We start from the raw sequence: 21,891 nt of genomic DNA, 5'->3' as shown, positions 1-21,891 counted from the left end.
TTAGCGCCCCGGCGGCGGCGCGACCGACTGCCGCTCGACGAAGGTCGAGGCGAGGACGTTGCTCTCATCGTCGCCGCCCTTGGTGCCCGGACTGAGGAAGTCGGGGACGAGCGTCTGCGCGGCGCGGATGCCCATCTCGCGGATCGGCCAGCGCACCGTGCTGAGCGCGGGCCAGATATGCGTCGCCGTCGGACTGTCGTCGAAGCCGATAATGGACAATTCGCCGGGAACCTTGATTCCCTTTCCGTGCGCAACGCTCATCACGCCCGCCGCCATCTCGTCGTTCGAGCAGAAGACCGCGGTCGGCGGCGCGGGCAGCGAAAGCAACGCCTCACCGGCCTCGATCCCGGCGGTATAGCGGTAGTTGCCCGGCGCATAAAGTTCGGCGGGCAGGTCGAGCCCTGCCTCGGCCAGCGCCTCGCGGAAACCCTCTTCGCGCTCGGCCGCCGAACGGAAGCCGACGGGGCCGCGCACGAAACCGATCCGGCGATGGCCGAGAGCGACCAGCCCGCGCACCGCCTCGGCAACCACCTCGCGGTCGTTCGACGAGATACAATGCTTCGCATCGTCGATCCGCGCCGACCCGATGCGCACGTAACGCACGCCAAGATCCTCGCAGAGCGCGGCAAGATCGTCATTCTCAGAAATCGGCGGCAGCAACATCGCGCCGATCGGGCGCTGTTTTTCCAGGAAAGTGCGGACATCGTCGAGCATCTTGTCCGACCCGCGATCGACCGGACGGACGAGCAGCGCAAGATCGCTGTCCTTGATCGCGTCGAGCACGCCGCGCTGAAAATTGAGCACGGTCTGCGCATTCGGATTGTCGTGCAGCAGCGCGATCAGGAAATTCCGGCGAAAGGCGAGCGCGCGTGCCTGCGGATTGGGGACGAAGCCAAGCTGCTCGATCGCCTTTTCGACAGCCGCGCGCGTCTTGTCGGTCAGGAATTCGGAGCGGTTGATCACCCGGCTCACGGTCTTTTTCGAAACCCCTGCAAGCGCTGCGACGTCGTTGATCGTCGGTTGCTTGCTCCCCGGCCCCTTATTCTGTGCCGCCATATTCTGTCTTTCCCCTGCAAGCCTCTGGCCCGGCTCGCGCTTTCCCTGCAGATGGGCGCTCGAAAGCGTAAAATCAACCGCCCGGCGGGGGTGCCAACACCTCTTGACACCGGTTACCATCAAATCTAGCAAGGCAGCAAGCCAGAAATATCGAGCGAGGATGCGATCCCATGTTTTCCAAGACCTATTACGCCACCCATCCCGTAATGATGGAAGAGGTGTCGAACGCCGAACTGCGCGATCGCTACCTGATCCAGAACCTGTTCCGTGAGGGCGAGTGCGTCCTCAACTATACCCACGCCGACCGTTTCGTGATCGGCGGCGTTGCCGTCGGCTCGGCGCCGGTCAAGCTGCCCGCGCAGAGCGAGCCGCCGTCGGCCGCGGGGCATCCGTTCCTCGAACGCCGCGAGCTCGCGATCGTCAACGTGTCATCGGTGGAAGGCACCGTCACCGTCGACGGCGAGAGCTTCACGCTCGGCAACAAGGACTGCCTCTATGTCACGATGGGTGCGAAGGACGTCGAATTCGCGGGTGCCGGCGCGCGCTATTATCTGGCGTCGTGCCCCGCGCACAAGGCGTTCACGACGCGCAAGCTGGGCATCGCCGACGCCAATGCGCTCGATCGCGGCAGCCTGGCAGAATCGAACGAGCGCACGATCTTCCAGCTCGTCATTCCGGGTGTCTGCGACAGCGCGCAACTCGTCATGGGGCTGACCGTGCTCAAGGAAGGAAGCGTCTGGAACACGATGCCGCCGCACATTCACGAGCGCCGCAGCGAGATCTATTTCTATTTCGAACTCGACAATGTCGACACCGACCGCGTGATGCATTTCATGGGCGAAGGCGAGGCGACGCGTCACATCGTGATGCAGAATGAGGAAGCGGTGATCAGCCCGCCCTGGTCGATCCACATGGGCGCGGGCACCAAGGCCTATGCCTTTATCTGGGCGATGGCGGGCGAGAATCAGGACTATACCGACATGAACGTCCTCGACATCTGTCAGCTTTCGTAATGGCGGGCCTGTTCGATCTTTCGGGCAAGGTTGCGCTCGTCACCGGTGCCAACACGGGCATCGGGCAGGGGATCGCGCTTGCGCTTGCCGAAGCGGGAGCCGACATTGCTGCCGCCGGCCGTTCCCCCGCCGACGAGACCGTCGGCAAGGTGCGCGGGCTCGGCCGCAAGGGCGAGAATTTCGCCGCCGACCTGTCGAGCGTCGGCGCCGTGCAGCCGCTCGTCGATGCGGTGCTCGCCGAATTCGGACGCATCGACATCCTCGTCAACAATGCCGGCATCATCCGCCGGGCGGACGCGGTCGATTTCACCGAGGCCGACTGGGACGCGGTGATGGACACCAATTTGAAGACGCTCTTCTTCCTCTGTCAGAGCGTCGGCCGTCACATGATCGCGCGCGGTTCGGGCAAGATCATCAACATCGCCTCGATGCTCACCTTTCAGGGCGGCATTCGCGTGCCGAGCTATACCGCATCGAAATCGGGGGTCGGCGGGCTCACCAAGCTGCTCGCGAATGAGTGGGCGGCGAAGGGCGTGCAGGTCAACGCGATCGCGCCCGGCTATATCGCGACGAACAACACCGCCGCATTGCAGGGTGACGAGACGCGCAACCGCCAGATCATGGAGCGCATCCCGGCCGGCCGCTGGGGCGACCCCAGCGACATCGGCGGCGCTGCGGTCTTCCTCGCGTCATCGGCGTCGGACTATGTGCAGGGCCATATCCTCGCCGTCGACGGCGGCTGGCTCGCGCGATAACAATATAGGCCACCCTCCGGCACGGACGGGGTGAGCGGGGAGTGAGATGACCGAAGGCCGCCTTGTCTTTTTCGGCGAACTGCTGATCCGCCTGACTGCGCCCGGCAACGAATTGCTGATGCAATCGCCGTCGCTCGCGCTCCATGTCGGGGGCGCCGAGGCGAACGTTGCGATAGGTCTCGCCCATCTTGGCCACGATTGCGCGATGGTCAGCCGCGTCCCTGCGAATGCGCTGGGCCGCGGTGCCGTCGCCGCGGTGCGGGGTGCGGGCGTCGATTGTTCCGACGTCTCCGATGCGCCGGGACGAATGGGGCTCTATTTCCTCAGCGTCGGGGCGGGGCTGCGCGCGTCGGAGATCGTCTATGACCGCGCCGGGTCGAGCTTTGCGGCGACGGGTGCCGAGGATTATGATTTCGACCGGCTGCTTACGGGCGCGGGTCTGCTCCACCTGTCGGGGATCACCCCCGCGCTCGGGCCGCGCTCTGCCGAAGCCGCGCTCGCGGCGGCACGTGCAGCGAAACGGCTCGGCGTGCCTGTCAGCTTCGACGGCAATTATCGTGCGATGCTGTGGGAGGCATGGGACAGCGATCCGCGCACGATCCTGTCGGAACTGATCGGCTCGGCGGACATATTGTTCGGCAATCACCGCGACCTGTCGCTTGTGCTGGGCAAGGCCTTCAGCGGTGAAGGCGAAGACCGGCGGCGCGAAGCCGCCGAGGCTGGTTTCTCAGCCTTCCCGGGCCTCAAACTGATCGCCTCGACCGCGCGCCATACGGCCACGGCCGACCATCACCGCATCGCGGCGCGCGTCGACCTGCGCGATGGTGGTTACCAGACCCCCGAGATCGACGTCACCGGCATCGTCGACCGCATCGGCGCGGGCGATGCCTTTGCTGCAGGCGTCCTCCATGCGCATCTGTCGGGCAGCGATGCGCGTGCAATGGCTGAAAGCGGTCTCGCGCTGACCTGTCTCAAACATTCGCTGCCGGGCGACGCGAGCCGCTTTGGTCAGGCCGATATCGACGCCTTCCACGGCGGCGGGCTCGATGTCCGGCGCTGAACGGGTCAGCCGCCGTACTTTGATCGGCGGCGGCCTTGCGCTTGGCGTCGCGACTGCCTTTCCGGCGAAGGCCCGCCACGATCGGGCTTCGATGATCGAGACACCCGATGGTCTGTATGCAAACGTCAATGGCGGCGGCGGGCTTCCCTATCGTTTCGCCGGCATCCGCTATGCGCGTGCTGCGCGCTTCGCGGCGCCGGTCGCCGTGCTCAGGGCCGAGCAATTCGGTCCGGACCCGCAAGCCCCGTTGCGGCCTGACGGGCGGAAGGGCCGGGATATGGTCTTCGGCCCGGCGTGCCCGCAGCAGGGCGACCGATATCATCCGCAATCCGAGGACTGCCTTTTTCTCAACGTCTGGACACCGTCGCTAGAGGGCGAGGGGCGTCGCCCGGTCATGGTCTATTTCCACGGCGGTGCCTATTCGACCGGCAGCGTCACCGACCCGGTCAACGACGGCGCAAGCCTCGCGGCGCGCGGCGATGTCGTCGTCGTCACCGTGAACCACCGCCTCAACGCGCTCGGCTATCTGTATCTCGCCGGGCTAGATCCGCGTTTCCCCGATAGCGGCAATGCCGGGCAACTCGACCTGATCGTCGCGCTCAAATGGGTGCAGCGAAATATCGCGGCGTTCGGCGGCGATCCGGGCAATGTCACCGTTTTCGGCCAGTCGGGCGGCGGTGCGAAGATCGCAACGCTGATGGCGATGCCTGAAGCCAAGGGGCTTTTTCACAAGGCGATCACGATGAGCGGGCAACAGGTCACTGCCTCGGGCCCGCTCAACGCGACAAAGCGGGCGCAGGCGTTTCTGGCCAAGCTGGGCACGGGCTTCGATCCCGCGACCGCTCCGGTCGAGCAGCTCGTTGCCGCGCTGTCGGCGACCGACCCGATCCTTGGCGGCGGCGTCTATATGGGCCCGGTGCTCGACATGAAACATCTGACGCGCCACCCCTTCTGGCCCGACGCCGCGCCGCAGTCGCTCGGCATCCCGATGATGCTTGGCAACACGGTGATGGAAACGCGCGCCTTCTATGCGCCCGAAGGCAAACAATTGTCGGGCCTGAGTTTCGGGAATCTCGCGGTGCGGATCGCGCCGGAGATGCGCATCGATATCGAACCATCGTGGGTGGTCGGCCAGTTTCGCAGCCGATATCCGCAGGCCGCGCCGCTCGAGCTGTTCCACCGCATCGTCACTGCCGCGCGCAGTTGGCGCGGGCAGGTCGAGGAGGCCGAAGCGCGCGCACGCGCGGGTCATCCGGGCTTCGTCTACCAGCTCGATTTCGAGGGCGCGAAACATGCCGACGATATCGCGCTCAGCTTCGGCACGATCCCCGATCCGACCCCCGCGCAGCAGGCGATGAGCGATCGCGTCATGGACGCTTTCGTCCGCTTTGCCCGCACGGGTGATCCGGGTTGGCCGGCCTATGATCTCGATAAACGGCGGACGATGATCTTCGATACGTCGAGCCGCGTAGAGAATGATCCGAGAAAATGGGAGCGCGAGCTGTTCGCGCGCGTGCCCTATATCCAGCCGGGCAGCTAGACGATCCTGTGCCCGCCGAGCCAGTTCCACAGCAGCTCGGGCCAGATTGCAACGGGTAGTCCCGCCGTCTTCATCAGTCCGAAGCCATGTTCGCCGCGCTCGAAGAAATGCGCTTCCACCGATGCTCCAACGGCGCGCGTCGCTTCCCGTAGCCGAACGCTGTTCTCGACCTTCACGACGCTGTCGTCCTCGGCGTGGAGCAGCCACAGCGGCGGCTGGTCGGCGCGGACATTGCGTTCGGGCGAGTAAAGTTTCTCGCGCGCCGCGTCGGCGTTGGCGCCGATCAGTTTCTCGCGGCTCACCGCATGCGCGATCGCCGGGTCCATCGATACCACGGGATAGATGGCCCCGAGGGCATCGGGACGCGCCGGCAAGGCGTCGGCGGCATCGACCGGATCGTAAATCTTTGCGTCGAAGCGCGTAAGCAGGCTCGTCGCGACCTGCCCGCCCGCCGAGAAGCCGCCGAAGGCGACGCGCGCCGGGTCGATCCCGTCGGCCTTTGCGCGGCTGCGCACCAGCCGTACCGCACGCTGCGCATCGGCGAGCGGCACGTCGGCGCCGTTCGTCCAGCCGTCGCCGGGCAGGCGGTAGAAGAGCACATAGACGGTCACGCCGCGCGCTCTCAGCCAGCGGGCGAGTTCATAACCTTCCTTGTCGACCACGACGTAGCGATAGCCGCCGCCGGGCGCGAGGATCACCGCCGCGCCATTGGGCCTTGCCGGGCGGAAGATGTCGAGCCGCGGGCGCGTAATGCCTTGCAGCATCCGGTCGCTGGCGTTCGGATCGTGGCTCCGCTGTACGACCTGTTCGACAAGCCCGGGTGGAGGGTTGATATGACCTTCGGGCCAGAGCGCGATGCTTGCATCGGGCGCGAGGCCTGCCGGCCGTGTCCATACTGCTTGCCCCGCTGCCGCGCTCGCAAAGGGCAGCGCCAGGCTGGCCGTCAGCAGCGCGCGACGGTCGAGGCTCATGGTGCGGGGGCCTTGTTCGGATAGGCGATGATCAGCACCAGCGGCGCGCCTCCGGTCTGGCGGATGCCGACCCTGGCGCCCTTGTAGAGCCACGCCGCCATGCCGGCCTTCAGCTCTTTCTCTTCGCCGTCCGAATGGACGACGCCGGTGCCCGAGACGACATAATAAATCTCGTCATGATCGATCGGATGCACGCCGATCGCGGCGCCGATATGCAGCGCGCGCTTGCGGAATTCGAAGCTGCGCGGCGCAGGGACCGAATCGCTGATCCGGTAGGCGGTCGACATGCCGATCGCGCCGTGCGGCGGCGCCTCTTCGCGGACCGTCGCCGCTTCGTCGATCACGACCATTGCAGGTGCGCCGGCGCTCGCGAGTATCAGAGCAAGAAGCGCGTTCATCGTCAGTTAGCCGTTCGCGACGCGCGGTCGCGTGCCGACAAATGCTCCTGCGGCATGGGCGCGGTCTGGCCGGGATAGCTGCCCGATTTGGGTTCCATCGTCGCAAGGTCCCACTCGGCTGCGACAAAAGGCGCGCGCGCCTCCTTGACCGTGGGATAGCCGCTCACTTCCTTTTCGTCGTCGATTACCTCGCCGCGCCCTTCGGCGACGAAAAAGAGCACGCGAATCTCTTCGGCGTCGCGCGCCCAGGGCCGCGCGCCGGCGGTCGACAGCACCGAGGTTTCGACGTCGCGCACCGGCAGGACATTATAGCCTCCGACCGGCGCGAGCGGCGCCTTGGCACGGATCAACTTGGCCTGCGTCTCGCCATAACGGCCGAACTCGGGCAGCGGCTGGCCGTGACGGTCGACCGCCAGATTGTCCTTGCCATAATATTCAAGGTCGCCGTCGCCGCCGAGCATCAGAAAGGGCAGGTCGGGATCGGTGTCGTTGCCGCCGCGCATGACATTGCCGATCGCGGTGATCTGTCCGGTCACATAGTCGTGCCCGACCCATTCGAGATTCATCAGGTTATAATGCACCGCGCGATGCTGTGGATTATAGATCAGATTGTTGATCATCAGCGCCTGTCCGCCGCCCTTGATCAGCGGGTTGCGCTCGACATTATGCGCCCAGACATTGCGATAGAAGACGATGCCCGTGGCATTGTCGTGGATCAGCGACCCTTTGCTATGCTCGCCCTTCGGATGGCTGGCATCGGCGAGGCCTTCGGCCGCCAGATTGTTCGAAAAGGTGATGTTGTGGCTCGTGCCCCGCCGCCACTCATCGACATTCTTGCCGGTGAAACGCGGGCCGGAGGCCGACATATTCTCGTCGATCCCCCACATGAGCGTGCAATGATCGACGATGACATTATGCGCCGCGACGGTCGAAAACGTGTCGGCTTCCCACCCGCTGCGCTTCGGCTGGCCGTCGACGCCGGTATAGATGCGCAAATGGCGCATCACGACGTCGTGCGTCTTCACATCGATCCCTGTGCGGATCAGCGTGACGCCGGGGCCGGGTGCGGTCTGGCCGGCGATGGTCAGGAACGGATGTTGGATCTCGATTGTCGTGCGGCCCATGTCGATCACGCCGCCGACCTCGAACACGATGATACGCGGCCCCGGCGTCTCGATCGCGGCCTTCAGCGACCCCGGACCATCGGGGGCGAGCGTGGTCACGCGCAATATCTGTCCGCCGCGTCCGCCTGGGGTCTGTGCCGCAGGACCGACCGCGCCCGGAAAGGCCAGCGGCGCCGCATCGGCCGCGATCGCCGAGCCCGATGACAGGCTAAGGGCTAGAAAAAGCGCAGTTATCCAGGGCTTTTTGGCCATCCCATCTCTCCTCATCATTGGGGTATTGACATGTTCGTCGCAATCCGCAATCTTTCTGACACCGGTTACCCCAATCGGTCAACGAGAAAATATTTCCAAGGGAGAGGGTCTGATCCGGTTCGTCGCGACACGCGGCGGGCCATCTCACTCTCTGAAAAATCGACGGACGAAGCGGTGTGCCAAATCGCTTTGTCCAACAAAGTAACCGGTGTCATTCCTTGCGCGAGCGGGGGCAACGGGGCGATAAGGGAGGATGATAATGGCAATTCATGCAATGCGGAGCATTCGCACTTTGACCCGGCTGGCGTGCGGTGCATCGCTTGCCGTAATCGCGGCCGCGCCGGCCTGGGCGCAGGACGTCACAGCCGCCGACGAACCCGTAGCCAGCGCAGACGAGATCGTCGTCACCGGCTTTCGTGCGTCGCTCGGCGCTGCGCTCAACGTCAAGCGCGAGTCGGTTGCTGCGGTCGATGCGATCGTCGCCGAAGATATCGCCAAATTCCCTGACCAGAACCTCGCCGAATCGCTGCAGCGCATTCCCGGCATCACGATCCAGCGCGACGGCGGCGAAGGCCGCGGGATCACCGTCCGCGGGCTCGGCTCGCAATTTACCCGCGTTCGCGTCAACGGGCTCGAAACCGTCGCAACCTCGACCGACGGCGCGTCGGCGAACCGCGACCGTGCGTTCGATTTCAACGTTTTCGCATCCGAGCTGTTCAGCTCGATCGTCGTCCACAAGACCGCGTCGGCCGAACTCGACGAAGGGTCGCTGGGGGCGGTGGTCGACCTCAACACGGGCAATCCGCTCGCCGGCAAGGGTGGCTTCACCGCGGCGCTGTCGGCGCAAGGCAGCTACAACGACCTCTCCGAAAAAGTCGGGCCGCGCGTTGCGGGGCTGCTGAGCTGGGTCAACGACGCCGGCACGCTCGGCTTTGCGGTTTCCGCTGCCTATTCGGACCAGAAGACGCTCGAACTCGGCAATAATAGCGTTCGCTGGGCGCAGGCGCGCTTCGACTCGGTCGACGGCACGCCTTGCTGGACCGCCGCCAATGCGGGCGGCACCTATATCCCGAGCGCCGCATGCAATGCCGTGTCGCTCGCCTTTCACCCGCGTATCCCACGTTACGGCGAAATCGCGCACGACAAGAAACGCCTCGGCCTCACCGGGACGATTCAGTTCGCGCCGAGCGATGCGACCAAAATCTCGATCGACGGTCTTTATTCGAGCTTCAAGCACCAGCGCCGCGAGCGTTGGGCCGAAGTGCTGCTGCGCAGCAACGAACGTTCGATCAACGTCAGCGACTATGAAATCGACGACGACAATAATCTGATCTCGGCGACGCTCGACGACGCCTGGGTGCGCACAGAACATTATCTGCGCAAGGCAAAGACCGAATTCTGGCAGGTCGGCGCGACGTGGGACCAGGACGTCAGCGATACGTTCCGCTTCACTCTGCTGGGCGGCCTGTCGAAATCGACCGCGTCGATCCCGCTCGAAACGACGATCGTCTTCGACGACCGCGATGCGCAGGATTATCGCTACGACTATAGCGACATGGCACGCCCGCTGCTGACCTTTGGCACCAGCGTCACCAATCCGGCGAACTTCCAGCTTGCCGAAATCCGCGACCGTCCGTCGGAGGTGGAGAATAAGTTCCGCACCGCCCAGTTGCGCACCGAATGGGACATCAGCGATGATTTCACGGTGAAGGCGGGCGGCGTCTATCGTCGCTTCGACTTCGCCAGTATCGCCTTCACGCGCGACACGGTGGTGTGCGGCAACGGGGGCGTCGACCGCGTTCTCGGCACGCTAGCCTGTTCGCCGTCGTCGGCATTCGGGCCCGCCGCCATCTATGGCTTCCCGGTCACCTCGGCACTCGCCGAGCTGTTCACGCTCGGCAAGGCGGGGCAACCGTCCGGCACGACGACCGAATGGCTGGTCGCCAACCTCGACGCGACGACCGATTTCACCAAGCTCTATGACCGTGTCGCCGCAGTCGACGCCGGCAACAATCGCGCCGTGCGCGAAGAGGTCACCGGCGGCTATCTGCAGTTCGATGCCAAGGGCGAACTCGGCGGGCTGCGTTACGCACTCAACGCGGGCGTGCGCTATGTTCACACCGCGCAGACCTCGAGCGGGCTGAACAGCGGCGCGGCGGTGACGGTGAAGCGCAGCTATGAGGACTGGCTGCCTTCGGTGAACCTCGCGCTCTTCCCGCACGAGGACATCATCATCCGCGCCGCGGTCGCCGATGTGATGACGCGTCCGACGCTCGGCAACCTGACCCCGGGCGGGTCGGTCGACGGGTTCAACTATCGCATCAACTACGGCAACCCGTTCCTCGACCCGTTCCGCGCGACCTCCTACGATCTCGCGTTCGAATGGTATTTCGCGCCGCAGTCGATCTTCTCGGTCGCGCTGTTCAAAAAGGACATCGCGAGCTTCCCGGTCGCGACGACGACGAGCGGGACTTTCGCATCGACCGGTCTGCCGACGTCGGTGATCCCGCCGAGCAGCCCGGGCTCGATCAATCCCGAAGGCCAATTGTGGACGATCACCTCGATCGGCAACGGCGAAGGTGCAAAGCTGAAAGGCATCGAAGTCTCGTTGCAAGCACCGTTCAAATTCCTGCCGGGCTTCCTGTCGAACTTCGGCGGCATCGTGAACGCGACCTACGTCGATTCGGACGCCGACTATACGGTCGCCGGCCCGTCGATCGTCCCCGGCGGGGCGAATGTGTCGGCGGTGCGCAACGGCACGCTCTTCAACCTGTCGAAGCGCGCCTATAACGGCACGCTCTATTATGACGACGGCAAGTTCAGCGCGCGTGCCTCGGTCAGCTATCGCAGCCGCTATGCCGACGCCAACAGCGGCACCGGCAACGTCTTCGAAGGCTATGGCTCGACGATCAACGTCGATGCGTCGGTCCGTTACGCGATCACCGACAATATCGAAATTTCGGTCGAGGGCATCAATCTGACCGACGAATATCGCTATCGCTTCACCGATATCGATGCCGACCGCAATTACGAGAACAACCACTTCGGCCGCACCTTCCTGTTCGGCGCACGCGTCAAAATCTGACGCCAATGGGTTAGTCCCGGTGAGGCCCGGTTTCCGATTTCAGGGGACCGGGTCTTTCTTTTTTGAGGAGAAGATTAGGTGACCGATCGCCGCGACATGCTCAAACTCGCCGGCACCGGTCTGCTTGCGACCGGCCTGTCGGGCATCGGCGCGACCGCCACATGGGCCGGGGCGACGCCTGCATCTGCGGCTCGCGTTCCGGCCTGGGCCAAGGGCTTCGACGGGCAGCGCAAGGCCGATCTTGGCGACGGGCGCTTTCTCAACCCGATCATGGCGGGCGACCATCCCGATCCGTCGATCCTGAAGGACGGATCCGACTATTATATGACTTTCTCGACCTTTGACTCCTATCCGGGTCTGGTCATCTGGCATTCGCGCGACCTGGTGAACTGGCGCCCGATCGGCCCCGCGCTCCACAAGAATATCGGATCGGTGTGGGCGCCCGAACTCTGCAAGCACAAGGGGCGCTATTATCTCTATATTCCCACGAAAGGCCCCAACACGAGCTGGGTGATCTGGGCCGACCGGATCGAGGGGCCGTGGAGCGAGCCGGTCGACCTCAATCTGCCGAACCATATCGATCCCGGCCATGCGGTCGGAGAAGATGGGTCGCGCTGGTTGTTCCTGTCGGGGGGCGACCGCGTGCGCCTGTCCGACGACGGATTGTCGCGCGTCGGCGAGCCCGAGCATGTCTATGACCCATGGCGTTATCCCGCCGACTGGGTCGTCGAAGGCTTCGCGCCCGAGGGGCCGAAGATCACGCGGCGCGGCGGCTATTATTATATGATCACCGCTGTCGGCGGCACCGCGGGGCCGCCGACGGGGCATATGGTGATCGCGGCGCGGTCGAAATCGATCCATGGGCCGTGGGAAAATTGCCCCGCGAACCCGCTCGTCCATACCAAAACGGCCGCTGAAAAATGGTGGTCGCGCGGCCATGCGACGCTGGTCGAAGGGCCGGCGGGCGACTGGTGGAGCGTCTATCACGGGTTCGAGAACGGCTATTGGACGTTGGGGCGCCAGGCCTTGCTCGACCCGATCGAATGGACCGACGACGGCTGGTTCCGGATGAAGGGCGGCGATTTGTCGCAGCCGATCGCGAAACCCGCGGGCGGCACGGTCGCTGGGCCGCACGGCATGGCGCTATCGGACGATTTCAGCGCGCTCGCGCTGGGCGCGAAATGGAATTTCTTCAAGCCCGCCGCCGACGAACGCAGCCGCGCGCGGGTTGAAAATGGCGCGCTGGTGCTGGCTGCGCGCGGCAAGGCGCCGGTCGATTCATCGCCGCTGCTGCTCATCGCGGGCGATCAGGCGTACCGCTTCGAATGCGATATCGAGATCGCGCCGGGCGGAACCGCGGGGCTGATCCTCTTCTACGACGAGAAGCTTTACTGCGGGCTGGGTTTCGACGGCGAGCGCTTCGTCACCCACCAATATGGCATCGAACGCGCGCGCCCCGCCAATCCGCACGGGACACGCATGCGGATGCGTGTCACCAACGACCGTCATATCGTCACCTATGACACCAGCGGCGACGGGGGAAAGACGTGGGTGCGCTTCGATCGCGGCATGGAGGTCTCGGGTTACCACCATAATGTCCGCGGCGGCTTCCTCATGCTGCGGCCCGGCCTCTACTCGGCCGGGCAGGGCGAAGCGCGCTTCCGCAACTTCACCTTCCGCGCGCTGGATTAAAGCGTCACGCCCGATTTCCAGATCGCGATATCGCGTTCCTCGTTTTTCTCGGCGCGCGTCGCGGCGCCTGAGGCTGTCGCGGCGATCAGGCCGAGCAGCGCATCCGCCGCGCTGTCGAATCCCGCGTCGAGTACTGTCCCGGCATCGAAGTCGATCCAGCCTGCCTTGCGCTGTGCCAGTGCGCTGTTCGATGCGATCTTCAGCGTCGGCGCTGGAAAGCCGAGCGGCGTGCCGCGGCCGGTGGTGAAGAGGATGATCGTCGCGCCCGCCGCGGTCAGCGCGGTCGACGATACCGCGTCGTTGCCCGGCGCCTCCAGCAGCGTCAGTCCCGGCAGCGTTGCTTCGCCGCCATAACGCCGGACATCGACTACGGGTACCTTGCCGCCCTTCTGCACCGCGCCGAGCGACTTTTCCTCGAGCGTCGTGATCCCGCCCGCGATATTGCCGGGTGAGGGATTCTCGCTCACGGGTTCGCCGTTGCGAATGAAATAGTCCTTGAAATCCCGGACCAGCGCGACCGTCTCGTCAAAGATTTCCTGCGATACCGCGCGGTCCATCAGCAACTGCTCGGCGCCGAAAATCTCGGGGATCTCGGTCAGCACCACCTTGCCGCCCGCCCCGGCCACAGCATCGGCCATGCGCCCGACGAGCGGATTGGCGGTCAGGCCTGAGAGGCCGTCGGAACCGCCGCACTTGACGCCGAGCACCAGCTTCGACAGCGGCACATCGCTACGCGGTGTATCGGCGCAGCCATCGACGAGCGCGTCGATGGATTCGAGGCACGCCTCTTCATCATCCTCGACCGCCTGCGCCGACAGCGTGCGGATATGCGCGCGGCGTTCGGCCGGGATGAGGTCGAGCAGCGCGCCGAGCTGATTGCTCTCGCACCCGAGTCCGACGATCAGCACGCCACCTGCATTGGGATGCTGCGCAAGCGCGGCAAGCAGCGCGCGCGTGTGGCCAAGATCGTCGCCGAGCTGCGAACAGCCAAAGGGATGTTTGAACGCATGGACGCCGTCGACGCGTCCCGCATGGCGCTCGCCCGCGATCCGCGCAACGCGTGCGGCAAGGTTGCCGACGCAGCCGACCGTCGGCAATATCCATATCTCGTTGCGCGTTCCGACGCGTCCGTCGGGACGAACATAGCCGCGGAAGGTCGGCGCTGTCTTGCCGGGCTGTGCCGCTTCGCCGGCATCCGGCGCGTACAGATAATCGCCATCGCCGCTCAGCGCAGTCGCCAGATTGTGGCTGTGGACATGCTCGCCGGGGGCGATGTCGGTGGTCGCGGTGCCGATTGGAAAGCCATATTTGATCACCGCCGCGCCGCGCGCGATCGGCTCGATCGCGACCTTGTGCCCACGTCCCAGGTCGACCGAGGCTCGAACGGGGGAATCGGCGAATAGCCTCTCGCCGGCAGCGATATCGGCGATCGCGGTCGCGACATTGTCCGCATCATGGACGCGGATCGCACGGGTTGCGATGTTACCGGTCATCGCCGCTCAGCACCCGGCACGTTGGGAAATTTGTCATACATATGATATTTGCTTGCCTTTGACACCGGTGTCTCTTACACCGCTTCGCGGAAGAGGGAAATGAGAAAGATGCTGGCGACAAGCGATCAACAGAATGTAGCGCGTGCATTAATCGACGCGCGTGCGGGAAAGACACCGCTTACCGTCTATCCCGGCACGATGCCGCAGACGATGGCCGAGGCTTATGCGATCCAGGATAGCGCGATCGCGATCGATGGGCGCCGCGTCGGTGGATGGAAAGTCGGGCGGATCGCAGCAGAGCTCGTCGACCGCTACGGCCGCAACCGCCTGACCGGACCGATCTTCACCAACGAAATCTTCGATGGCGCCGCCAATCCGGTGATGCCGGTCTATGCCGACGGGTTCGCCGCGGCGGAGGCCGAGGTCCTTCTCTGCTTCGGCGACGTCGGTACGCGCGACTATGACATCGACACCGTGCGCGAATGTATTGCCGACGTCCGCACGGGTATCGAGATCGCGAGCTCGCCCTTTCCCGAAATCAATCGCCACGGCCCCGCGGTCACCGCGTCGGACTATGGCAATAACAAGGGGCTGATCCTCGGCCCGTCGATTGCCGATTGGCGCAACGTCGACCTCATCCGCATGCCGGTCGAAATGGCGATCGACGGCGAAACCGTCGGCGCGGCGACGATGGAGGCCATGCTCGACGGTCCGTTCGGATCGGCGCTGTTCCTGATCGACATATTGCGCACACGCGGCATCGCGATCCCGCCCGGCACCTGGGTGTCGGCGGGCGCGATTACCGGCATTCATGAAATCACGCCCGGCCAACGCGCCGAAGCGCTGTTCGACGGAAAAATCCGCGTCGGCTGCTCGATCAAAAGCTACTAAAGCAACATAACGGGAGAGGTTTATGGCACAGGCATTCGCGGACGGAGGTACGGCGGCGCCGGTGCCAAGGTCCGGCCGCTATCGCTGGCTGATCGTCGCGGTGCTGTTTGCCGCGACCACGGTCAATTATATCGACCGCACCATGCTCGGCCTGCTCGCCCCGACGCTCGGCACCGAGCTTGGGTGGAGCGAGAATGACTATGGCAACATCGTCACCGCATTTCAGGCTGCCTATGCGCTCGGCTTTTTGCTCATGGGCTGGCTGATCGACCGTTTCGGGCCCAAGATCGGGTACAGCATCGCCATTTCAATCTGGACGATCGGTCATATCGCGCATGGTTTTGCGGGGTCGGTCGCCTCTTTCATGGCGGCACGCGTCATTCTCGGCGTGGGCGAGGCGGGTCATTTTCCGTCGGTCGTCCGCGCGTCGAGCGAATGGTTTCCGCAAAAGGAACGCTCCTACGCGATCGGTTGGGTCAACAGCGCGACGACGATCGGCGTCATCCTGACCGCGCCGACAATCTGGCTTTTCATGGTCTGGATGGGCTTCGATTGGCGTCAGACCTTCATCTACACCGGCGCCTTCGGCATCATTCTGCTGCTGCTCTGGCTCTGGCTCTACAGCAACCCACGCGAAAGCGGGAAGGTCAGCGACGCCGAACTCGCGTGGATCGAGCACGATCCCCCCGAAAAGATCGAGCGCCTCGGCTGGGGCGCCATCGTCACCAAGCGCGAAGCCTGGGCCTATGCGACCGGCAAGTTCCTCACCGACCCGGTATGGTTCCTGATGCTCTTCTGGCTGCCCAAATATTTCAGCACCACCTATAATGTCGATCTGAAGGTCGTGCTGCTGCCGATGATCATCATGTATCTGCTCTCCGACGTCGGCAGCATCCTTGGCGGCTGGGTATCGTCGAAATTGATCCAGACGGGGCACAGCGTCAATTTCGCGCGCAAGGCGACGATGCTCGGCGCGGGTTGCTGCGTGCTGCCTTTGCTGTTCGTCTCCGGGCTCGACAATATGTGGCTCGCGGTCGTGCTGATCGGCATCGCGCTCGCGGGGCATCAGGCCTTTTCGTCGACGATCCTCTCGATCCCGCCCGACATGTTCCCGAAACGTGCGGTCGGCTCGGTGATCGGGCTCGGCGGCTTCGCGGGCGGTGTCGGCGGCATGATCATGGCGAAGTCGACCGGGCTCGTGCTCGACGCGACGGGGGGCAATTACACGCTCATCTTCGCGGCTTGTACCGTCGTCTATTTCCTTGCCGTGCTGGCGATCCACATCCTTAGCCCGCGCCTCGCGCCGGTCACCGTAGAAAGCAAAGCCTGATCCATGCCTCGTCCGCTGGTCCTCTCCCCCGACCGCCTCTTCCCGTCCGATCCGGCGCAGCGCGACATCGCGCGCCGACTCTATAGGGAAGTGGCGGGCCTGCCGATCATCAGCCCGCACGGACATACCGACCCAAGCTGGTTCGCGGGCAATGCCCATTTCGGCAACGCGGCGGAGCTTTTGCTCCACCCCGACCATTATGTGTTCCGGATGCTCTATTCGCAGGGCGTTTCGCTCGATGATCTGGGTATCCGGAACCGCGACGCCGACCCGCGCGAAAGCTGGCGGATCTTCGCGCAGAATTACCATCTATTCCGCGGCACCCCGTCGCGGATGTGGATGGACTGGGTGTTTGCCGAAGCGTTCGGCTTCGACGTGCAATTCTCGGCCGAGACTTCGGACCTCTATTACGACCGCATCACCGAAGCGCTCGCGACCGATGCCTTTCGCCCGCGCGCGCTGTTCGACCGTTTCGGGATCGAGGTGATCGCGACGACCGAGAGCCCGATCGATACGCTCGAGCACCACGGCGTGATCCGCGCCGCCAATGCCAGCGGCGAATGGGGCGGCCGCGTCATCACCGCCTACCGCCCCGATCCCGTCGTCGATCCCGAGTTCGAGGGCTTTCGCGATAATCTGAAACGTTTCTCCGATTTGTCGGGCGAGGATGCGTTCAGCTACGCCGGCTATCTCGCCGCGCACCGCAATCGTCGCGCCTTCTTCGCCGAAATGGGCGCGACCTCGACCGACCATGGTCATCCGACCGCCGCAACCGCCGACCTGTCGAATGCCGAGGCTGAAGCACTGTTCGCGCGTGTGACCGCTCCCGACGTCAGCGCCGCCGACGCCGAGTTGTTCCGCGCGCATATGCTGACCGTGATGGCGGGAATGAGCCTCGACGACGGGCTGGTGATGCAGATCCACCCCGGCGCATTCCGCAACCATAATCCCTGGTTGTTCGAGCATTATGGCCGCGACAAGGGCGCCGATATCCCCACGGGCACCGACTATGTCCATGCGCTGCGCCCGTTGCTCGGGCGTTATGGCAATGAAGCCGCGCTGACGATCATCCTCTTCACGTTGGACGAGACGAGCTATGCGCGCGAACTCGCGCCGCTCGCGGGTCACTATCCGGCGCTGAAGCTTGGCCCGGCCTGGTGGTTCCACGACAGCCCGGAGGGGATGCGTCGTTTCCGGAACCAGATGACCGAGACGGCGGGCTTCTACAATACAGTCGGCTTCAACGACGATACGCGTGCCTTCCTGTCGATCCCCGCGCGCCACGATGTCGCGCGGCGAATCGATTGCGGCTTCCTCGCGCAGCTTGTCGCCGAGCATCGGATGGAAGAGTGGGAGGCGGCGGAGCTCGCCACCGACCTCAGCTACAATCTCGCCAAGGCCGCGTACAAGCTGTGAGACTGTCAGCGCAAACGCCGCTCGCGGCGTCGGTCCAGGCGCCGGGCTATGACCGCGGCGCGCAGGCGCCCGGGATCGTCCATATCGGCATCGGCGCGTTCCACCGCGCGCATCAGGCGGTCTACACCGACGATGCGATGGCTGCGGGCGACCGCGACTGGGGCATCGTCGGGGTGTCGCTGCGATCGGGCGACGTCGCGGCGCAGCTTAACCCGCAGGACGGGCTATACACGGTCAGCACGCGCAGCACGGCAGGGGCCAGGTTGCGGCTGATCGGCGCGGTGCAGAAGGTGCTCGTTGCGGCCGACGATCCGCAGGCCGTCATCGACGCCATCGCGGCGCCGACGACGCATATCGTCAGCTTCACCGTGACCGAAAAGGGCTATCTGCGCCGTGCCGACGGGTCGCTCGACCTCGCTGCGGCGGTCGGCGGGGCGAGCCTCTACCGGTTCGTTGCCGCTGGTCTTGCTGCACGCAAGGCGGCCGGCCTCGGCGGCGTTACGTTGCTCAGTTGTGACAACCTCGCCGGCAATGGCGCGGTGCTGCGCCGGTTGATGCGCGAATATCTTGCCGCCTATCACCTCGATTTATCGGCATGGTTCGACGGCGAATGCACTTGTCCTGCGACGATGATCGATCGCATCGTCCCCGCGACGACCGACGCCGATCGCGCGGCGGTCGAAGCCGCGCTCGGCGTGCGCGACGAGGGTGCGGTCGTTACCGAAGGCTTCAGCCAATGGGTGATCGAGGATGACTTTGCCGGCCCGCGTCCGCGCTGGGAAAATGTCGGTGCCGAACTGGTTGCCGATGTCGCGCCCTATGAGACTGCAAAGTTGCGCATGCTCAACGGTGCGCATTCGGCGCTCGCCTATATCGGGATCGGGCAAGGCCATGAGTTCGTGCATCAGGCGATCGCCGATCCCGCGATCCGCCCCGTCATTGAACGGTTGATGCTGGACGAGGCCGCGCCGACGATCGACGCGGCGCCTGGGCAAGATCTGACCGCTTATGCCGGTGCGCTGATCGACCGTTTCGCCAATCCCGCGCTCCACCACCGGCTGATCCAGATCGCGATGGACGGCAGCCAGAAGATCCCGCAGCGCTGGCTCGAAACATTGGCGTGGCATCAGGCGCGCGGGCAGCGCTGCCCGTCGCTCGAAGCCGCGGTTGCGGCTTGGATCGCCTTCCTGCGCAGCGACCATCCGATCGACGATCCACTCGCGGACAAGCTGCGCGACGCGGCGGCGGGCCCCGATGCGATGGAGCGCCTGTTCGGCGACAGCGGCCTGCTCTCCTCCGACTGGCGCCCGATCTAGGTTGGCACCAGCAACCCCCGGCTCTCGCGCACCTCGGCATCGAGCCAGTCGATAAATGCCCGGATGCGCGGCTGCGGCGCAACGTCACGGTGGAGCGCGAGCCAGAAGGCGCGCGCGACCGTCTGCTCGGGCCGAACGCGCACCAATGCGGGATCGCCCGCGGCAAGGAAACAGGGCAGCACCCCGACACCTGCGCCGCCCGCGATCATCCGCCGCTGTGCGAGGATGGACGACGAGCGTACATTGGCGCGCAGCCCCGGTTCGATCTCGCCCAGATAATCGAGTTCGGGCGCGTAAAGTATGTCCGGCATATATCCGATGACAGGAATGCCCGCGCGTGAGAGCGGCGCGGCGACCACCGCCTCCTGCCAGTCGCGCCGGTCGGCGGGGGCATAAAGGCCCAGGCTATAGTCCGACAGCTTGCGCGTGATCAGCGGACCCTTGCGCGGCCGTGCGAGCAGCACCGCCATATCGGCCTCGCGCCGCGATGGATTGAGGAAGCCCGACGAGGCGACAAGGTCGATCTCAAGCTCGGGATGCGCGGCGACGAAGCCCCCGAGGCGCGGTGCGATGAAGCTGTTGCCGAAGCCTTCGGACACGCTCACGCGCAATTGCCCCGACAGCGTCGACCCGCCGTCCGGCGCCATATGGATGCGCGCCGCCGCTGCCGCCATCGCTTCGGCGTGCGGAACGAGCGCCCGGCCCGCCGCGGTCAGGACGAAACCCGTCGGCGCGCGTTCGAACAAAGTCTGTTGAAGCGCCGCTTCGAGCGCGCTGACCTGACGGCTGACCGTCGTCGCATCGACATGCAGCGCCGCGCCGGCCCGCGCGAGCGTGCCGTGGCGCGCGACGAACAGGAAATATTGCAGCTTGTCCCAGTCCATATGCTGCAAATATGCAGGATAATGCTGCAAGTCTATCCCTTGCAATCGTGCCGTAACTGGTCTGTGGCAGCGGCAAGATTTTACGGGAGATTCGAACATGCGACAGATCGACCATCACATCGTCGGCGGCGCCGGCGGCAGCAGCCGCTTCGCCGACGTCCTGGACCCCAACAACGGCGGCGTGCAGGCGCAGGTTGCGCTCGGCGACCGCGCCGTACTCGACCGCGCCGTTGCCGCCGCCAAAGCCGCCCAGCCCGCATGGGCCGCGACCAACCCGCAGCGCCGTGCGCGCGTGATGTTCGAATTCAAACGCCTCGTCGAAGCGAATATGAACCAGCTCGCCGAGATGCTGTCGAACGAACATGGCAAGGTCATCGCCGATTCGAAGGGCGACATTCAGCGTGGGCTTGAAGTCATCGAATTCTGTTGCGGCATACCGCATGTGCTCAAGGGCGAATATACGCAGGGCGCCGGTCCCGGCATCGACGTCTATTCGATGCGTCAGCCGATCGGTATCGGCGCGGGCATCACTCCGTTCAACTTCCCCGCGATGATCCCGCTGTGGATGGGCGGCGTCGCGACTGCGGTCGGCAACGCCTTCATCCTGAAGCCCAGCGAGCGCGATCCGTCAGTCCCCGTCCGCCTGTCGGAACTGTTCCTCGAGGCGGGCATGCCCGAAGGCATTTTCCAGACCGTTCATGGCGACAAGGAAATGGTCGACGCGATCCTCGACCATCCCGACATCGGCGCGGTCAGCTTCGTCGGCTCGTCGGACATCGCGCATTATGTCTACAACCGCGGTGTTTCGAACGGCAAGCGCGTGCAGGCGATGGGCGGCGCGAAGAACCACGGCATCGTCATGCCCGACGCCGACCTCGACCAGGTGGTGAACGACCTGACCGGCGCGGCCTTCGGTTCGGCGGGCGAACGCTGCATGGCGCTGCCCGTCGTGGTTCCCGTGGGCGAGGACACCGCGAACCGTCTGCGTGAGAAGCTGATTCCCGCGATCGAGGCGCTGCGCGTTGGCGTTTCGACCGATGCCGAGGCGCATTACGGCCCCGTGGTGACGCAGGCGCACAAGGAAAAGGTCGAGGGCTGGATCGCGAAATGCGCCGATGAAGGCGCCGAACTGGTCGTCGACGGCCGCGGCTTTACCTTGCAGGGTCACGAAAAGGGCTTCTTCGTCGGGCCGACGCTGTTCGACCATGTCACGACCGATATGGAATCGTACAAGGAAGAGATTTTCGGCCCGGTGCTGCAGATCGTCCGCGCGCCCGATTTCGAAACCGCGCTCGAACTCCCCAGCAAGCACCAGTATGGCAATGGCGTCGCCATCTTTACGCGCAACGGCCATGCCGCGCGCGAATTCGCCGCGCGCGTCAATGTCGGCATGGTTGGGATCAACGTACCGATCCCGGTGCCGGTCGCCTATCATACGTTCGGCGGCTGGAAACGCTCTGCGTTCGGCGACACCAACCAGCACGGCATGGAAGGCGTAAAGTTCTGGACCAAGGTCAAGACCGTAACGGCGCGCTGGCCCGACGGGTCGCCCGACGGCGGCAACGCCTTTGTCATCCCGACGATGGGCTGACGGGCGAACGCATGAAACCCGGCT

The 21,891-nt window shown here is 64.8% G+C and carries 17 protein-coding genes; 11 read left to right on the top strand and 6 right to left on the bottom strand.

Annotated elements, in window-relative coordinates:
* The gene (locus tag SC1_RS19140; protein ID WP_062186062.1) at positions 1 to 1,056 is read right to left on the bottom strand and encodes a LacI family DNA-binding transcriptional regulator; all 1,056 of its coding nucleotides are present in this window, start codon (positions 1,054 to 1,056) and stop codon (positions 1 to 3) included.
* Positions 1,057 to 1,226: 170 nt separating this feature from the next.
* Here SC1_RS19140 and kduI point away from each other — a divergent pair, with 170 nt between their 5' ends.
* Genes kduI through SC1_RS19120 form a run of 4 tightly spaced genes read left to right on the top strand, consistent with a single transcriptional unit; the run spans position 1,227 to position 5,424 of the window.
* The gene (gene kduI / locus SC1_RS19135) at positions 1,227 to 2,069 is read left to right on the top strand and encodes a 5-dehydro-4-deoxy-D-glucuronate isomerase (protein WP_062186060.1); all 843 of its coding nucleotides are present in this window, start codon (positions 1,227 to 1,229) and stop codon (positions 2,067 to 2,069) included.
* Positions 2,069 to 2,824 carry a 2-dehydro-3-deoxy-D-gluconate 5-dehydrogenase KduD gene (gene kduD, locus SC1_RS19130; protein ID WP_062186057.1) on the top strand — a complete coding sequence of 252 codons (756 nt, stop codon included), beginning with the start codon at positions 2,069 to 2,071 and terminating at the stop codon, positions 2,822 to 2,824. Before kduI ends, kduD begins: the two co-directional genes overlap by 1 nt.
* Positions 2,825 to 2,870: 46 nt before the next feature.
* On the top strand, positions 2,871 to 3,884 hold the full coding sequence (locus SC1_RS19125; protein WP_062186055.1) for a sugar kinase: 1,014 nt from the start codon (positions 2,871 to 2,873) through the stop codon (positions 3,882 to 3,884).
* Positions 3,871 to 5,424 carry a carboxylesterase/lipase family protein gene (locus tag SC1_RS19120; RefSeq protein ID WP_062186053.1) on the top strand — a complete coding sequence of 518 codons (1,554 nt, stop codon included), beginning with the start codon at positions 3,871 to 3,873 and terminating at the stop codon, positions 5,422 to 5,424. Before SC1_RS19125 ends, SC1_RS19120 begins: the two co-directional genes overlap by 14 nt.
* On the opposite strand, the gene SC1_RS19115 is transcribed toward SC1_RS19120, so the two are convergent.
* The 3 genes from SC1_RS19115 to SC1_RS19105 are packed head-to-tail and all read right to left on the bottom strand — an operon-like array spanning position 5,421 to position 8,169.
* The gene (locus tag SC1_RS19115; protein ID WP_062186051.1) at positions 5,421 to 6,395 is read right to left on the bottom strand and encodes an alpha/beta hydrolase; all 975 of its coding nucleotides are present in this window, start codon (positions 6,393 to 6,395) and stop codon (positions 5,421 to 5,423) included. The two genes, SC1_RS19120 and SC1_RS19115, sit on opposite strands and share 4 nt — an antisense overlap.
* The gene (locus SC1_RS19110) at positions 6,392 to 6,793 is read right to left on the bottom strand and encodes a cupin domain-containing protein (protein WP_062186050.1); all 402 of its coding nucleotides are present in this window, start codon (positions 6,791 to 6,793) and stop codon (positions 6,392 to 6,394) included. The genes SC1_RS19115 and SC1_RS19110 overlap by 4 nt, the downstream gene beginning before the upstream one ends.
* Before the next feature lie 2 nt (positions 6,794 to 6,795).
* Complete coding sequence (locus tag SC1_RS19105) at positions 6,796 to 8,169, bottom strand: polysaccharide lyase family 1 protein (RefSeq protein ID WP_062186048.1); 1,374 nt, start codon at positions 8,167 to 8,169, stop codon at positions 6,796 to 6,798.
* Between the two features lie 259 nt (positions 8,170 to 8,428).
* Here SC1_RS19105 and SC1_RS19100 point away from each other — a divergent pair, with 259 nt between their 5' ends.
* Together SC1_RS19100 and SC1_RS19095 are read left to right on the top strand one after the other, a co-directional pair.
* Entirely contained in the window at positions 8,429 to 11,254 is a 2,826-nt protein-coding gene (locus SC1_RS19100; RefSeq protein ID WP_370568760.1) for a TonB-dependent receptor, read from the top strand.
* Positions 11,255 to 11,350: 96 nt separating this feature from the next.
* Entirely contained in the window at positions 11,351 to 12,946 is a 1,596-nt protein-coding gene (locus tag SC1_RS19095) for a family 43 glycosylhydrolase (RefSeq protein ID WP_062187006.1), read from the top strand.
* Here SC1_RS19095 and SC1_RS19090 read toward each other — a convergent pair.
* Complete coding sequence (locus SC1_RS19090) at positions 12,943 to 14,439, bottom strand: UxaA family hydrolase (protein ID WP_062186044.1); 1,497 nt, start codon at positions 14,437 to 14,439, stop codon at positions 12,943 to 12,945. The two genes, SC1_RS19095 and SC1_RS19090, sit on opposite strands and share 4 nt — an antisense overlap.
* A 99-nt stretch (positions 14,440 to 14,538) precedes the next feature.
* Between SC1_RS19090 and SC1_RS19085 the strand changes: the two genes are divergently transcribed.
* From SC1_RS19085 to SC1_RS19070, 4 genes are read left to right on the top strand one after another with little or no spacing between them, the layout of a single operon-like run.
* The gene (locus SC1_RS19085; protein ID WP_238586784.1) at positions 14,539 to 15,330 is read left to right on the top strand and encodes a 2-keto-4-pentenoate hydratase; all 792 of its coding nucleotides are present in this window, start codon (positions 14,539 to 14,541) and stop codon (positions 15,328 to 15,330) included.
* 22 nt (positions 15,331 to 15,352) lie between these two features.
* Positions 15,353 to 16,660 carry an MFS transporter gene (locus SC1_RS19080; protein WP_062186040.1) on the top strand — a complete coding sequence of 436 codons (1,308 nt, stop codon included), beginning with the start codon at positions 15,353 to 15,355 and terminating at the stop codon, positions 16,658 to 16,660.
* Positions 16,661 to 16,663: 3 nt separating this feature from the next.
* A complete protein-coding gene (gene uxaC, locus SC1_RS19075) occupies positions 16,664 to 18,076 on the top strand; it encodes a glucuronate isomerase (RefSeq protein ID WP_062186038.1) in 1,413 nt (470 codons plus the stop codon).
* Positions 18,073 to 19,392, top strand: coding sequence for a mannitol dehydrogenase family protein (locus tag SC1_RS19070; protein WP_062186036.1), 1,320 nt, complete (start codon positions 18,073 to 18,075; stop codon positions 19,390 to 19,392). Before uxaC ends, SC1_RS19070 begins: the two co-directional genes overlap by 4 nt.
* On the opposite strand, the gene SC1_RS19065 is transcribed toward SC1_RS19070, so the two are convergent.
* Positions 19,389 to 20,276, bottom strand: coding sequence for a LysR family transcriptional regulator (locus SC1_RS19065; RefSeq protein WP_062186034.1), 888 nt, complete (start codon positions 20,274 to 20,276; stop codon positions 19,389 to 19,391). The genes SC1_RS19070 and SC1_RS19065 overlap by 4 nt on opposite strands.
* A gap of 97 nt (positions 20,277 to 20,373) precedes the next feature.
* Between SC1_RS19065 and SC1_RS19060 the strand changes: the two genes are divergently transcribed.
* Positions 20,374 to 21,867: a CoA-acylating methylmalonate-semialdehyde dehydrogenase gene (locus SC1_RS19060; protein ID WP_062186032.1), complete on the top strand. Its 1,494-nt coding sequence runs from the start codon at positions 20,374 to 20,376 to the stop codon at positions 21,865 to 21,867.
* The last annotated feature ends 24 nt before the right edge of the window (positions 21,868 to 21,891 follow it).

It is taken from the genome of Sphingopyxis sp. C-1 (genome assembly GCF_001047015.1).
Taxonomy (GTDB): Bacteria; Pseudomonadota; Alphaproteobacteria; order Sphingomonadales; family Sphingomonadaceae; genus Sphingopyxis.
The sequence above is the reverse complement of the archived record's forward strand: the minus strand, read 5'-3'. Positions and strand labels throughout refer to the sequence as shown.